This is a genomic window from Pectobacterium atrosepticum, assembly GCF_000740965.1.
Taxonomy (GTDB): domain Bacteria; phylum Pseudomonadota; class Gammaproteobacteria; order Enterobacterales; family Enterobacteriaceae; genus Pectobacterium; species Pectobacterium atrosepticum.
Map to the genome: position 1 here is coordinate 2,234,850 of NZ_CP009125.1, position 13,771 is coordinate 2,248,620.

General features: G+C 50.6%; 11 protein-coding genes and 1 tRNA gene. 9 read left to right on the plus strand and 3 right to left on the minus strand.

Features of this window, described 5'->3' with window-relative positions:
- Position 1 precedes the first annotated feature (1 nt).
- The 7 genes from rlmKL (at position 2) to GZ59_RS09840 (ending at position 10,142) form a co-directional block, all read left to right on the plus strand.
- The gene (gene rlmKL / locus GZ59_RS09815; protein ID WP_011094080.1) at positions 2-2,119 is read left to right on the plus strand and encodes a bifunctional 23S rRNA (guanine(2069)-N(7))-methyltransferase RlmK/23S rRNA (guanine(2445)-N(2))-methyltransferase RlmL; all 2,118 of its coding nucleotides are present in this window, start codon (positions 2-4) and stop codon (positions 2,117-2,119) included.
- 3 nt (positions 2,120-2,122) lie between these two features.
- Positions 2,123-4,033 carry an ABC transporter ATP-binding protein gene (locus GZ59_RS09820; RefSeq protein WP_011094079.1) on the plus strand — a complete coding sequence of 637 codons (1,911 nt, stop codon included), beginning with the start codon at positions 2,123-2,125 and terminating at the stop codon, positions 4,031-4,033.
- 100 nt (positions 4,034-4,133) lie between these two features.
- Positions 4,134-5,480, plus strand: a complete 1,347-nt coding sequence (pqiA, locus tag GZ59_RS09825; protein WP_071598449.1) for a membrane integrity-associated transporter subunit PqiA — start codon at positions 4,134-4,136, stop codon at positions 5,478-5,480.
- Positions 5,440-7,107, plus strand: coding sequence for an intermembrane transport protein PqiB (gene pqiB, locus GZ59_RS09830; RefSeq protein WP_373365825.1), 1,668 nt, complete (start codon positions 5,440-5,442; stop codon positions 7,105-7,107). The genes pqiA and pqiB overlap by 41 nt, the downstream gene beginning before the upstream one ends.
- On the plus strand, positions 7,107-7,673 hold the full coding sequence (gene pqiC / locus GZ59_RS09835) for a membrane integrity-associated transporter subunit PqiC (protein ID WP_011094076.1): 567 nt from the start codon (positions 7,107-7,109) through the stop codon (positions 7,671-7,673). The genes pqiB and pqiC overlap by 1 nt, the downstream gene beginning before the upstream one ends.
- A 316-nt stretch (positions 7,674-7,989) precedes the next feature.
- Complete coding sequence (rmf, locus tag GZ59_RS22840) at positions 7,990-8,157, plus strand: ribosome modulation factor (protein ID WP_010276992.1); 168 nt, start codon at positions 7,990-7,992, stop codon at positions 8,155-8,157.
- A 425-nt stretch (positions 8,158-8,582) separates the two neighbouring features.
- Positions 8,583-10,142 carry a methyl-accepting chemotaxis protein gene (locus GZ59_RS09840; protein WP_011094075.1) on the plus strand — a complete coding sequence of 520 codons (1,560 nt, stop codon included), beginning with the start codon at positions 8,583-8,585 and terminating at the stop codon, positions 10,140-10,142.
- Positions 10,143-10,434: 292 nt separating this feature from the next.
- Here the strand turns inward: GZ59_RS09840 and GZ59_RS09845 are convergent.
- Positions 10,435-10,524 (minus strand) — tRNA-Ser (locus tag GZ59_RS09845).
- Between the two features lie 278 nt (positions 10,525-10,802).
- On the opposite strand from GZ59_RS09845, the gene GZ59_RS09850 reads away from it, so the two are divergent.
- A complete protein-coding gene (locus GZ59_RS09850) occupies positions 10,803-11,540 on the plus strand; it encodes a phosphatase (protein ID WP_011094074.1) in 738 nt (245 codons plus the stop codon).
- A gap of 46 nt (positions 11,541-11,586) precedes the next feature.
- The gene (locus GZ59_RS09855) at positions 11,587-12,165 is read left to right on the plus strand and encodes a TorD/DmsD family molecular chaperone (protein WP_011094073.1); all 579 of its coding nucleotides are present in this window, start codon (positions 11,587-11,589) and stop codon (positions 12,163-12,165) included.
- Between the two features lie 72 nt (positions 12,166-12,237).
- Here the strand turns inward: GZ59_RS09855 and GZ59_RS09860 are convergent, their stop codons facing one another.
- Together GZ59_RS09860 and grxB are read right to left on the minus strand one after the other, a co-directional pair.
- Positions 12,238-12,804: a lipoprotein gene (locus GZ59_RS09860; RefSeq protein ID WP_011094072.1), complete on the minus strand. Its 567-nt coding sequence runs from the start codon at positions 12,802-12,804 to the stop codon at positions 12,238-12,240.
- Between the two features lie 186 nt (positions 12,805-12,990).
- A complete protein-coding gene (gene grxB / locus GZ59_RS09865) occupies positions 12,991-13,638 on the minus strand; it encodes a glutaredoxin 2 (RefSeq protein WP_011094071.1) in 648 nt (215 codons plus the stop codon).
- Positions 13,639-13,771 lie beyond the last annotated feature (133 nt).

The following is a 13,771-nucleotide window of genomic DNA, read 5'->3' on the forward strand; positions in this document are numbered from 1 at the left end:
CATGAATGCTTTGTTTGCCAGCACGGCGCGGGGACTGGAAGAGTTATTAAAAAGTGAACTCGAATCATTGGGTGCGCAGTCCTGTGCGGTTGTGCAGGGCGGTGTCCATTTTGAGGGTGACAACCGCCTACTGTATCAGAGCCTGCTGTGGAGCCGTCTGGCGTCGCGCATTCTGCTGCCGCTGAATGAATTCAAGGTACACAGCGATCTGGATTTGTATTTGGGCGTACAGGCGATCGATTGGTCAACGATTTTCAGCATCGATAAAACCTTTGCTGTGCATTTCACCGGCACTAATGAAGATATCCGCAACAGTCAGTACGGCGCGTTAAAAGTAAAAGACGCGATTGTGGATAGTTTTACGCGCAAAACTGGGCAGCGACCGGATGTGGCGAAACAGCAGCCAGATATTCGTGTTAACGTCTTTTTGCAGCGCGATACGGCTAGCGTCGCGCTGGATTTAAGCGGCGAAGGCTTACATCAGCGTGGTTACCGTGACTTGGCCGGGCTGGCACCGCTCAAAGAGAATCTGGCGGCGGCGATTGTTTCACGCTCTGGCTGGCAAAACGGCACGCCGATGGTCGATCCGATGTGTGGTTCTGGTACGTTGCTGATCGAAGCGGCAATGATTGCGTCCGACCGTGCACCCGGTTTGCATCGTACACACTGGGGGTTTAACGCCTGGTTAAAACACGATGCTGAACTGTGGCATGAACTGACCAGTGAAGCACAGCAGCGTGCTAGTCAAGGGTTGCAGGCGACAACGTCGCGCTTCTTCGGATCGGATAATGACCGTCGAGTGATTGAGATCGCGAAAGCCAATGCGCGTCGCGCAGGCGTTGCCGAGCTGATTTCTTTCGGCGTGAAGGATGCAGCACAGCTACAGAACCCGTTGCCGGAAGGGCCTAAAGGCACGGTTATCAGTAACCCGCCTTACGGTGAGCGTCTGGAAAGTGAACCCGCGCTGATCGCCTTGCATAATATGCTGGGCCGTAAAATGAAAAGCGATTTTGGCGGCTGGCAGCTATCGCTGTTCAGCGCATCGCCGGAGCTACTGAGCTGCCTGCAACTGCGTGCTGAACGTCAATTCAAGGCAAAAAATGGCCCGCTAGACTGCGTGCAGAAGAATTACCAACTGGCGGACACACAGGGTGAATCTGCGGGGCAAATCGCGGAAGACTTTGCCAACCGCCTGCGTAAGAACCTGCGCAAGTTGGAAAAATGGGCCAAACAGCAAGGGATTGAATGCTACCGAATCTATGATGCCGATCTGCCTGAATATAATGTAGCCGTTGATCGCTACGGCAGTTGGGTCGTCGTACAAGAATATGCTCCACCGAAAACCATCGATGCTCAAAAAGCCCGTCAAAGGCTGTTTGATGTCATTAACGCCACGCTGATTGTGCTGGAATTACCGTCGAACCGTCTGGTGCTGAAAACGCGTGAACGTCAGAAAGGCAAAAACCAGTATGAGAAGCTGGCGCAGAAAGGCGATTTCCTCCTGATGGAAGAATTTGGTGCCAAGCTGTGGGTCAATCTGACCGACTACCTCGATACTGGTTTGTTCCTTGACCACCGCATCGCCCGCAAAATGTTGGGTGAGATGAGCCGTGGCAAAGATTTTCTCAACCTGTTTGCCTATACCGGCACCGCGAGTGTTCACGCCGGATTGGGCGGCGCACGTTCGACGACCACCGTCGACATGTCGCGCACCTATTTGGAATGGGCAGAGAAAAATCTGCGGGTGAATGGCCTGACCGGGCGTCAGCATCGTCTAATACAGGCGGACTGCCTGTCATGGTTACATAATGGCCATGAACAATTTGATGTGATCTTCATCGACCCGCCGACCTTTTCTAACTCAAAACGTATGGAAGAGTCGTTTGATGTCCAGCGTGATCATCTGGCGCTGATGAAAGATCTCAAACGGCTGTTGCGCCGTGGTGGCACCATCATGTTCTCGAATAATAAACGTGGCTTCCAGATGGATATTGCTGGCCTGACGGCGCTGGGGCTGAATGCCAAAGAAATTACCGCGCAGACCCAATCTCAGGATTTTGCCCGTAATCGTCAAATTCATAACTGCTGGCTGCTAACGCATGCCGGTGAGGAAAAGTAACCGATGTCTTTAATTAGTGTTTCAGGTGCATGGCTGTCCTTTAGCGATGCACCGCTGTTGGATAATACCGAACTCCATATCGAAGAGAATGAACGTGTTTGTCTGGTTGGACGCAATGGCGCAGGTAAATCGACGCTGCTGAAAATTCTGGCCAAAGAAACTCCGCTGGATGATGGCCGCATCATCTATGAACAGGATCTGATTGTTGCACGTCTGCAACAGGATCCACCGCGTGATGTGGCTGGTAGCGTGTTTGATTTTGTTGCTGAAGGGGTTGCCGAGCAGGCGGGCCACCTGAAAAACTATCACTCCATGCTGCGTCTGGTAGAAAACGATCCAAGCGAAAAGAATCTGAACCAGTTAGCTAAGTTGCAGGACGTTCTGGAGCATCAGGGGCTGTGGCAACTGGAGAGCCGCATTCACGAAGTGCTGGAACAGCTTGGCCTGTCCGCTGATGCGCCGCTGGCGTCGCTATCCGGCGGCTGGTTGCGTAAAGCTGCACTCGGCAGAGCGTTAGTGAGTTCACCACGCGTGCTGTTGCTGGATGAACCGACCAACCATCTGGATATTGAGACGATTGACTGGCTGGAAACCTTCTTGAAAACGTTCCAGGGCTGCATCGTCTTTATCTCCCATGACCGTTCCTTTATTCGCAATATGGCGACCCGTATTGTCGACCTCGATCGCGGTAAACTGGTTTCCTGGCCGGGTAACTACGAAAAATATCTGGATGGGAAAGAAGAAGCGCTGCGGGTTGAAGATCTGCAGAATGCAGAGTTCGATCGCAAACTGGCGCAGGAAGAAGTGTGGATCCGTCAGGGTATCAAAGCTCGTCGTACCCGTAATGAAGGGCGCGTGCGGGCATTGAAGGAAATGCGTCAGGATCGTGCGCAGCGTCGTGAGGTGATGGGCTCGGCGAAAATGCAGGTTGAAGAAGCTGCTCGCTCCGGCAAGATTGTGTTTGAGCTGGAAGATGTTAGCTACCAGATTGACAATAAGGTGCTAACGCGCAATTTCTCTGCTCAGGTACAGCGCGGTGACAAGATTGCGCTGGTGGGGCCGAATGGCTGCGGTAAAACCACGCTGCTAAAATTGATGTTGGGTGGGCTGGAACCTATCAGCGGACGTGTGCATTGCGGCACGAAGCTCGAAGTTGCCTATTTCGATCAGCACCGCGCTGAACTTGATCCAGAACGCACAGTGATGGACAACCTAGCGGAAGGCAAGCAGGAAGTGATGGTCAACGGTCGCTCACGTCATGTGTTGGGCTACTTACAGGACTTCCTGTTCCATCCGAAACGTGCGATGACACCGGTAAAAGCGCTGTCGGGTGGGGAGCGTAACCGCCTACTGCTGGCGCGCTTGTTCCTCAAACCTAGTAACCTGTTGATTCTTGATGAACCGACCAACGATCTGGATGTGGAAACGCTGGAACTGCTGGAAGAATTAATCGAAAGTTATCAGGGAACCGTTCTGCTGGTCAGCCATGACCGTCAGTTCGTCGATAATTCGGTGACCGAATGCTGGATCTTCGAAGGCGATGGTAAAATTTCCCGCTTCGTCGGTGGATATTTCGATGCGCAGCAGCAGCGTGCAACGAGAACACCACTGCGAACAACGGCTGCTCCAGAGGTAACGGCGTCAGTGGCGACGGCGAACACCGCACCGTCCGCTAAACGAAATGTCGTGAAATTAAGTTATAACCAGCAGCGTGAGTTAGATCAGTTACCGCCGCGTATTGAGCAACTGGAGCAGGAGATTGAGTCGCTGCAAGCGCAGATGAACGACGCCAATTTCTTCAGCCGTCCACATGACGAAACACAGTCGGTGCTGACTGCACTGGCGGAAGCGGAAGGCGCGCTGGAAATCTGTTTTGCCCGTTGGGAAGAGCTGGAAGCACAGAGAAACGGCTAATCTGCGTTGTTTGTGTTATGTCATCAATACGGGAGGTTAACTCCCGTATTGATAGACGATGTTTTCGGTCAGAAGCTGACGAGTTTGAAGGAGAGGGCGCGTGTGTTCCCATCACGATCGGCATGACGGTAATCTTCAGCGTAAGCATGGCCTTCACGATGAACATGGCCTTGAACACGAACATCATCACCATGATGACTATATGCTTTGCCCGCAGTGTGACCTGCTGGTGGAGTTACCCATACTGTCACACGGACAGAAGGCAACCTGTCCACGTTGTAAAACCGTGCTAACTAGCCGCCAGACCGAACCGCGTAAACGGCCGGTTGGCTACGCGATAAGCGCATTGTTCATGCTATTACTGGCAAATCTATTCCCCTTTGTTTCCATGCGCGTTGCGGGAATCACCAGCGAAATTACCCTGATACAGATTCCTAAAGTGATGGTGGCGGAAAACTACGCCAGCGTCGCGACGCTATTTATGCTTTTTGTTCAACTGGTCCCGGCTTTCAGTATGGCGACCCTTATTTTGCTTTGTTTGCATGCTCAGCTGCCGTTGGCACTGAAAAAAGGCATGGGCAAGATGCTGTTTCATCTTAAAAGTTGGGGAATGGCAGAAATTTTTCTGGCTGGCGTGTTGGTCAGCTTTGTCAAACTCATGGCCTATGGTGACATTGGCATTGGCACCAGTTTTATGCCTTTCGTCCTGTTCTGTCTGCTACAGCTGCTGGCCTTCCAAAGTCTCGATCGCCGCTGGCTGTGGAATGATATTGTGTCGCCACCCGCATTACCGGCAGCACCGGTTTTGGGGAAAAGTGGGCTATCGCAAGGGCTGCGATCGTGTTCGTGCTGCACCGCTATTTTGCCAGCCAACCAGTTAATATGCCCACGCTGCCACTCACGCGGACACGCCCGTAAGAAACACAGCTTGCAATGGACGCTGGCGCTGCTGATCACCTCTGTGATGCTATATATCCCCTCGAATCTCATGCCGATCATGGTGACTGAAGCCTTCGGCGATCGTATGGGATCGACGATTATGTCAGGCGTCATCCTGCTGTGGGGAATGGGATCTTACCCTGTCGCTATGGTGATTTTTATCGCCAGCGTGATGGTGCCGACGCTAAAAATGCTGGCGTTAGGCTGGCTGTGTTGGCAGGCCAATAGCAAAACCAAAAAAACGGAAGACAGCGAGCGGATGCATGTCATCTATGAGATGGTTGAGTTTGTTGGGCGCTGGTCAATGATTGATGTATTCGTTATTGCCGTGCTGTCTGCGATGGTGCGCATTGGTCGTCTGATGAGTATTTATCCCGCCATTGGGGCGGTACTGTTCGCGGGCGTGGTGATTCTCACCATGTTTTCCGCGATGATGTTTGATCCCCGTTTGTTATGGGATCGTCGAGATGATGTTCTTCATAAGGAGTCCTCCGTTGGCGAAAGATAATCATGCCGTTGCGGATGTAGAAACGATTAAACGCTGGTCGCCGGTCTGGATTGTGCCGATTGTCACGGTGCTGATCGGTGCCTGGATACTGTTTTACCATTTTAGTCATCAAGGGCCACAAATTACGCTGATTACCAGCAACGCCGAAGGCATTGAAGCAGGAAAAACCGCAATCAAAAGCCGTAGCGTTGATGTTGGGGTGGTAGAAAGCGTGGTGCTGAGTGATGACCTCCATCGCGTGGAAATCAAAGCGCGCCTGCATGACGGTATGGATAAACTGCTAAAGCAGGATTCCGCTTTCTGGGTGGTGAAGCCGCAGATTGGACGAGAAGGCGTTTCCGGTCTAGGTACGCTGTTATCCGGTGCCTATATCGAACTGCAACCCGGCGCGAATAAGGACGATAAGCGCGAGTTTACGCTGCTGGACGCGCCGCCGCTGGCCTCACCGGATGCGAAAGGCATCAGGGTGATACTCGACAGCGATCAATCCGGGCAGTTGAATGCCGGTGACCCCGTCCTGTTCCGCGGTTATCGGGTGGGGTCGGTGGAAACCAGTGAGTTCGATCCGAAAGCGCGCAAGATGCGCTATCAGCTGTTTATCTCGGCGCCGTATGACGGGTTGGTTACCAGCAACGTCCGTTTCTGGAAAGACAGCGGCGTCGCATTCGATATGTCGGCACAAGGCATGCGTGTCGAAATGGGCTCGCTGACTACGCTGTTCAGCGGTGGCGTAAGCTTTGATATCCCGGCTGGATGGGAACTGGGCGATGCAGCCAAGGCAATGGCACAGTATCGGCTCTTTGATAGCCAGCGCAGTATTCAGGACTCGCTGTACACCGAATATAAAGAGTATTTGCTGTTCTTTAGCGAATCGATCCGTGGTTTACAGGCTGGGGCACCGGTTGAATTCCGCGGTATTCGATTGGGCACGGTTGCCGAAGCGCCATTTTTCCCGAAAAATATGAAGCAGGAACTGGATGGTGATTATCGCATTCCGGTGCTGATTCGTATTGAACCCGATCGGTTCGAGAAGAAAATTGGCGGCTCGTTCGACTTTGAGCAGCATCTGAAGCAGGCTCAATCGTTGGGGCTACGGGCCTCGATGAAGTCGGCTAACCTCCTGACAGGCGCGCTCTATATCGATTTAGATTTTTATCCAAAAGAAAAAGTGGATAAGGCGCTGTTCGTGATGGATGGCTACCCGGTTCTGCCCACCATTGATGGTGGCCTGTCACAGATTCAGCAGAAGCTGATGGCGGTGCTGGATAAGGTGAATAGCCTACCGCTGAATCCGATGGTTAATGAAGCAACGAAGACGCTGACGGAAAGTCAGGCGACGCTGCGCGAAATGCAAAAAACCTTGGCGACGTTGAACAAATTGACGTCCAGCAAAGCGATGCAAGATCTGCCGGAAGATATGCAAAAAACGCTGCTTGAGCTGAATCGGAGTATGAAAGGCTTCCAGCCTGGTTCACCAGCGTATAATAAGATGGTGGCGGATATGCAGCGGTTAGATCAGGTTTTACGGGAACTACAGCCTGTGCTGCGTACCCTGAATGAGAAAAGCAACGCGTTGGTGTTTGAGGCCTCTGGTAGTCAAGATCCTCAGCCTAAGAGGGCAAAATAATGATGAAAGTATGGACGCTAGCTCTGGTGCTGGTATTGAGCGCTTGTAGCAGTAGCAATACGCAGAAAACGTACTACCAGCTACCGACAATAGCAGATACCAGCACGGCGCAAACTGCTGTGACTCAGGGGCGTCCGCTATGGGTTGAGCATGTCAGCGTGGCGGATTATCTCGTCAATACCGGGCTGGTCTATCAGACCAACGATGTACAGTATGTTATTGCCAGTAATAACCTGTGGGCCAGTCCGTTGGATCAGCAATTGCAGCAGGCGCTGGTGGTTAATCTGGGGCATAAACTGCCCGGTTGGATCGTGACCACGCAGCCGCAGGGAAGCGAACAGGCTGTGTTGAACGTTTCTGTCACAGGCTTCCATGGCCGTTATGATGGCAATGTTGTCGTCCGTGGAGAATGGATGCTGACCTATCAGGGAAAAGTGCTTAAGCGCCCCTTTAGCGTGCTGCTGCCACAAACGGAAGATGGTTACGACGCGCTGGTAAGAACGTTGGCGCAAGGCTGGCAGCAGGTTTCCCAGTCGATTGCTCAGCAGGCAGGTACGCTTAACTAAGTTTTACCGCTGGTTGGCATTATCTGATCGTTGTTTGACACAACGACGACGCCAAAGACCAAGTTTCTAAAAATCAGACCTCTAAAGATGTAATGCTGTGATTGCATTGCGTTTTTAGAGGTTTTTTATTATTTTCAATTGGTTAGGATTTTTCATTATTGAACGGGGAAAATTCCTATTTTGGATCACAAATATGACACTGGCGTGAATTTTGCGCCTTGACCTTTGGCGGCAGAATCGGTATTGATAGTTTGTGGTTGCTTATAAAGTAATCATTGTTTTCTTTCCACCAGATAAATGATGAGGGAAATAAGGCATGAAGAGACAGAAACGCGATCGCCTTGAACGGGCTCATTCACGTGGTTATCAAGCAGGTATTGTCGGTAGACCAAAGGAATTTTGTCCTTATCAATCAATTAATGCCCGGTCTTACTGGTTGGGAGGCTGGCGAAAAGCCATGGAGGACAGGGCTGTTACCGCTTAGCGCGCCTTGTCATTAGAGGGAATGCCTCCGCTTTTGCGGAGGCTTTTGTTTTTAAGGGCGAATGTTTTTTAGGAGCCAAATGCTCTGATTCTGCCTCTCTCTGTTCAATCGACACAGAGATCAACTGAAGATTCGATCGACAAACACAATCAATAAATATATGTGTCTCGTATGACGATCCGAGGCTTTGTTGCTTCTGTAACGTCATTTACGTATCTATTTCGATTTCGATCATTTATTGCCATTTATTTATTCGTTACTGCGCGATTTTGTCTTTAGGTTGAGCGAAAAGGGTGGTTTTCCATTATTTTTTGTTAAAAAATCTATCATTACTACCTGAATGGTATGGCTCAAGGCGGCAATGTAGTGTAATTTTTTATTCGGAATTTTCTGAAAAGCAGTTAGAGATTAGAGAGAAGAATATAGTGAAATTACGAACCAGAATTGCACTGCTATGCGGCACGACCTTGTTAGGGATGCTAATTTTATCTGCGGTGGCGCTGAACACACTCTATAACACGATGATGAGTGAACGTACTGGCCAGCTCTCTACGCTGGTTGAACTGGCTCATTCGGCGGCACAGAAGGCGTATGAACTGGAGAAAAGTGGCCAACTGTCACGCGATGAAGCAGAGAAGGAGGCCAAACGGACGATCGGTAGTTTCCATCAGGGCGATCGCTATTTCTTCGTGCGCGGTTATACGAATGACGTGAACTATGTGCACCCGAATCCCAAGCGTATTGGCATCATCGATGCAAATGGCGGTAAAGAAGCCGGAGAACGCTATCGTGCTTCGCTGCAAGGCAATACGATTGGCACGGTGATCGCGGAAGGAACGCGTCCAGGTCAGCAAAATAAGGTTGAGAAGCTCTATGCCGTCATTAAATTTGAGCCGTGGGACTGGACGATTGGCTATGGTGACTACATTGACGATATTCAGCAGACGTTCTGGCACAATGCGCTGATTTTACTGTCTTTAGGACTGGTTCTGCTGTTAATTATTTCCGCGTTTGCAGGGAATATGTTGCGTACGCTGATGCGCCAGCTTGGCGGTGAGCCGCAATATGCGGTTGATGTTGTACGCGAAATCGCAGAAGGCAATTTACGTGTTGACGTTGAAACGAAGTCGGGCGATCAAACCAGTATTCTTTACGCTATCCGTGCGATGCGCGACAACTTGTCGCATCTGGTTAATCAGGTTCGCAGCAGCACAAACTCCATTGCTACGGCTTCAACGCAGATCGCATCGGGTAATGGTGATTTGTCTGCCCGTACCGAATCACAGGCCAGCGCATTAGAACAGACGGCAGCGGCAATGGAACAGCTGACCGCAACGGTGAAACAGAATGCGGATAATGCGCGCTATGCGAATGAACTTGCTGTATCGGCATCGGGTGTAGCGGTGCGCGGTGGGGATGTTGTCAGCCGAGTTGTCGTGACGATGGATTCTATCAGTTCATCATCTCGCAAAATTGTAGATATCATTGGCGTCATTGACAGCATTGCTTTCCAGACGAACATCCTGGCGCTGAATGCGGCGGTGGAAGCCGCGCGTGCTGGTGAACAAGGGCGTGGTTTTGCGGTGGTCGCAAGTGAAGTACGCATGTTGGCGCAGCGTTCGGCATCCGCAGCCCGAGAAATTAAAGGTTTGATTGATGATTCTGTTGCCAAGGTTGAAGAGGGTACGGGTTTCGTGAAGCAGGCTGGCGATACGATGAGTGAGGTGGTTGAAAGCGTGCACCGCGTAACATCCATGGTGGGCGAGATCAGCGTTGCGAGTGCAGAACAGCGCTCTGGTATTGAACAGGTCAATCTCGCGATATCGCAGATGGATCAGAGCACTGAACAGAATGCGGCGTTGGTTGAAGAAGCGCTGGCTGCGGCACACTCGCTGAACGAACAGGCACAAGAGCTGTCACGCACCGTTGAACAGTTCCGTGTGGATGAATCTGCGGGCAGCTATCTGGCGCTGGGTGCAAGATAATCTGCGTAAAATGGCAGGGCTCAGGCATTAATCGAACCCTGCTGATGTTTCTCACCCGTCCCAACACCATAAAAGAAAACGCCCTTAACTTGCGTCAAGGGCGTGTAAATCTCATGGCATGTACATGCCGGAGGATTGACTCGCGGCGTCCTGCCGCTCACCCTTCGGGCCGCCGTTGGCGGTCCAAAACGCCAGTCCTGTCGTTTTGTCGAACCCTGTCAAGACTTCTCACCCGTCCCAAGACTATAAAAGAAAACGCCCTTAACTTGCGTCAAGGGCGTTTTCTTTTATATGGCGGTGAGGAAGGGATTCGAACCCTTGATACGTTTTCACGTATACACACTTTCCAGGCGTGCTCCTTCAGCCTCTCGGACACCTCACCGTGGCCTCGCTGCATGTCTTACCAGCGGACGGCGCTAATGTAGGTAAATTGCCGGACAGCGTCAACAAACTTCTGCATTCAATACGTGTAATTAGCTAAAGTTAACGCAATTTGTTGGTTTGCTCACCGTTTTTGATCTCATCTTCGTCCATTCGTTAGCATTAGTCCAAAACCCCATGTTTCATTTTTGTTAATCATGCGTTATAAGTCCGCTGGCTGGCTGCGGAATACCCCTGAAAATGGTATGCTGACTTGCAAACGTTGACTCAGGAGAACCTATGTATCCCGTCGATTTACATATGCATACCGTTGCCAGTACGCATGCTTACAGTACCCTTCATGATTACATCGTCGAAGCGCAGCAGAAGAATATCCGCCTGTTTGCCATTACCGATCATGGCCCAGATATGGCAGATGCGCCGCATTACTGGCATTTTATGAATATGCGAGTTTGGCCGCGTCTGGTTGATGGTGTCGGCATCCTGCGTGGTATCGAAGCGAATATTAAAAACATTGAAGGCGATATTGACTGCACCGGACCTATGTTGGATCAGGTCGATGTGATTATTGCGGGCTTTCACGAGCCAGTTTTTCCACCGCAGGATAAAGATACGCATACTGCGGCGATGATCGCGACCATGGCGCGTGGTGATGCACATATCATTAGCCACCCCGGTAACCCGAAGTTTCCCGTCGATATCCGCGCAATTGCAGAGGCCGCGGCGAAATATAACGTTGCGCTGGAGCTGAATAACTCTTCTTTCATACATTCACGCCAAGGCAGTGAGCCAAACTGTCGGGCAATTGCTGAAGCCGTTCGTGACGCGGGTGGGTTACTTTCTTTAGGTTCTGATTCCCATATTGCGTTTTCTCTGGGAGACTTTACCCACTGTGAGCGTATTTTGCAGGAAGTGAATTTCCCCCAAGATCGGATATTAAACGTAAGCCCTCGGCGTGTGTTGGATTTCCTCGAACAACGTGGAATGCCTGCTATCGCTGAATTGGCTGATTTGTGACGGTGTCACTTTAAAGTGTTGTCACTTAAAATAAATAGGGTTATGAATGAACGAGTTTTCTATTGTGTGCCGCCTATTGGGCACGCTGTTTTATCGCCAGCCGCAGGATCCTTTGCTGACACCGTTATTTACGCTGATTAAGGAAGGGAAACTGGTACAGCACTGGCCGCTGGATCAGGATGCGTTGCTGGTCCGCTTACAGAAAGGGCTGGATTTACCCGCGATGGCGGCGGATTATCAGGCGCTGTTTGATAGTGAAAATGGTTCGGTTTCACCGCTGCGTTCGTCCTATGAAAGCGATGCTGATGATGCAGAAATTCGTACCTTCCTGCAACAGCGCGGTATGCCGCTAAATGACGGTGCGGTCGGTCATTTTGGTAGCTTGCTGCTCGCGGCGTCATGGTTGGAAGATCAGGCACAAGAAGATGAAACGGCCGCGCAGATTACCCTGTTCGATGAATATATATTACCGTGGAGCGATCGTTTTCTTGGGAAAGTGGAAAGTCACGCTACCACCGCATTTTATCGCACACTGTCGATAGTGTGCCGCGAAGCACTCGAAGCCATGCGGGATGAGCTGGGTGAAAGCGAAGAAGATGAAGATGAGTCTGAAGCAGAAGAGTAATACGCCAAGCCTGCTATGCCGATAGCAAAATAGCCGATAGCAAACATCGCGTATGCTATCGGCGAGTGAGCGTTAGTCAGTAAACAGGATAACGATCTGGCCGGGTTTGATTTCAATGCCTTTCGCCATTTTTTTCGCCATCGATTCCGTTGTGCTCTTATCTGCATTCAATACATAAGCCGGTTTTTGGTCAAAATAGCTTTTCAGTGATTGATTGAGATAAGGGCTTAGCGTTTTCATTACCGTCTGCATTTTTTCCGGTTGTACGGTGTAATCAACGAGTTCCATGTCCTTCAGGTAAATTGCCCCCTGAGCTTTATCAAATACCGGTTGTGCTTTTAGCGTAAGTTTCATATCAGCAGTCTGATTGCCCAGTAGAGACGAAATATCGACCTTCGCATTGCCCGCTAGCGTGATTTTACCAGGTTCTGCCCGACCAATCTGACTGGATAGCTCGGTCAAGACGATATGGGCATCCACCACGCCAGGTACGCCCAACTGTTTCTGGTAATCATTGTGCTTTTGCAGGTACTCATTCACTTCCTGCTCACTGAGCGTGTATTGCGTGAGTTTATTACAGCCGCTGAGTGTAAAGGCAAGCAGCACTGCGGCTACTGCCAGCCATCCTGATTTTTTCATTATTTTGACCTCTTAATGCTATTTATTACGCGCACAATTTATTTATCTGGGCGGTCTATTCATGCAAAAAATAACCATGATCTCGCTTGGGCAGCGTGCGCCCGATGCTCAGGGTAAACAATAGGATAGCACTGAAATGGCAGATAATGCCGCTTCAGAACGAAGCGGCGGAGTAAAACTGAATGGCTAGATTGCCAGACTACTGAGTAGCGTTACCTGAGTTTGCTTTGCCATGTTATCCCGATAGTCTGCAACGCGAGAAGGCGGCGTAACACCCGCAACGATAGACAAAGAGCGAAGCAGCGGGAAGAGATCGAAGTCATCCGTCGACAGGACGCCGTTACAGGCATTCGGCTGAACAATTAGCGGATCGAGATCCTGTAGATCATGGTTCAGTTTCTTAATCAGCCCCTGAGAATGGCTCAGATGGTCAGCAAAATTGCCTAGCTGGGCTTCCTTCTTATTAACAAAGTATTGCCGGGCAGGAGCGGAGGCAAACTCTTCAAAGGCTGCCTGCGCAAAGCGGGGAATAATCAGACGTGGCGTATATTCAGTAACTTTACGTAGCCAAGCGGCGATTGCTGGATTGGTTGAGCCAGTCAACAGCGGCTTACGGTCATAGCTGTCGATGAAATGAACAATGTCCATACTTTCTGGCATGTAGCTGCCGTCATCTTTTTGCAGAATGGGCACCATTTTCTGGCCGATCAGCCGCTCCGGTGTCGCAGCGTCATCGTTCGCCAATATTTGCAGTTCGACAGGGAGGTTTTTCAGGCCGAAGATCATGCGTGCTTTAACGCAGTAGGGGCAGTGATCATAAATGTAGAGCTTCATACGTCGTCTCCTAAATCACAGGTTGTAGACAAAGGCCGCAGCGCGGCCACGTGTGTAACCCATCATCAAACAAGGTAAGTTACGTGAGCGAGAAGACTCGCGACGAAACAATTGTTTGAATGTATTAGGAAAG

Bases quoted from the DNA above. Each gene is read 5' to 3' on its own strand.
- GZ59_RS09855 (WP_011094073.1), top strand. From the start codon at position 11,587: ATGAACGAGTTTTCTATTGTGTGCCGCCTATTGGGCACGCTGTTTTAT.
- pqiB (WP_373365825.1), top strand. From the start codon at position 5,440: ATGATGTTCTTCATAAGGAGTCCTCCGTTGGCGAAAGATAATCATGCC.
- grxB (WP_011094071.1), bottom strand. From the start codon at position 13,638: ATGAAGCTCTACATTTATGATCACTGCCCCTACTGCGTTAAAGCACGC.
- pqiC (WP_011094076.1), top strand. From the start codon at position 7,107: ATGATGAAAGTATGGACGCTAGCTCTGGTGCTGGTATTGAGCGCTTGT.
- GZ59_RS09850 (WP_011094074.1), top strand. From the start codon at position 10,803: ATGTATCCCGTCGATTTACATATGCATACCGTTGCCAGTACGCATGCT.
- GZ59_RS09820 (WP_011094079.1), top strand. From the start codon at position 2,123: ATGTCTTTAATTAGTGTTTCAGGTGCATGGCTGTCCTTTAGCGATGCA.
- GZ59_RS09860 (WP_011094072.1), bottom strand. From the start codon at position 12,804: ATGAAAAAATCAGGATGGCTGGCAGTAGCCGCAGTGCTGCTTGCCTTT.
- rlmKL (WP_011094080.1), top strand. From the start codon at position 2: ATGAATGCTTTGTTTGCCAGCACGGCGCGGGGACTGGAAGAGTTATTA.
- rmf (WP_010276992.1), top strand. From the start codon at position 7,990: ATGAAGAGACAGAAACGCGATCGCCTTGAACGGGCTCATTCACGTGGT.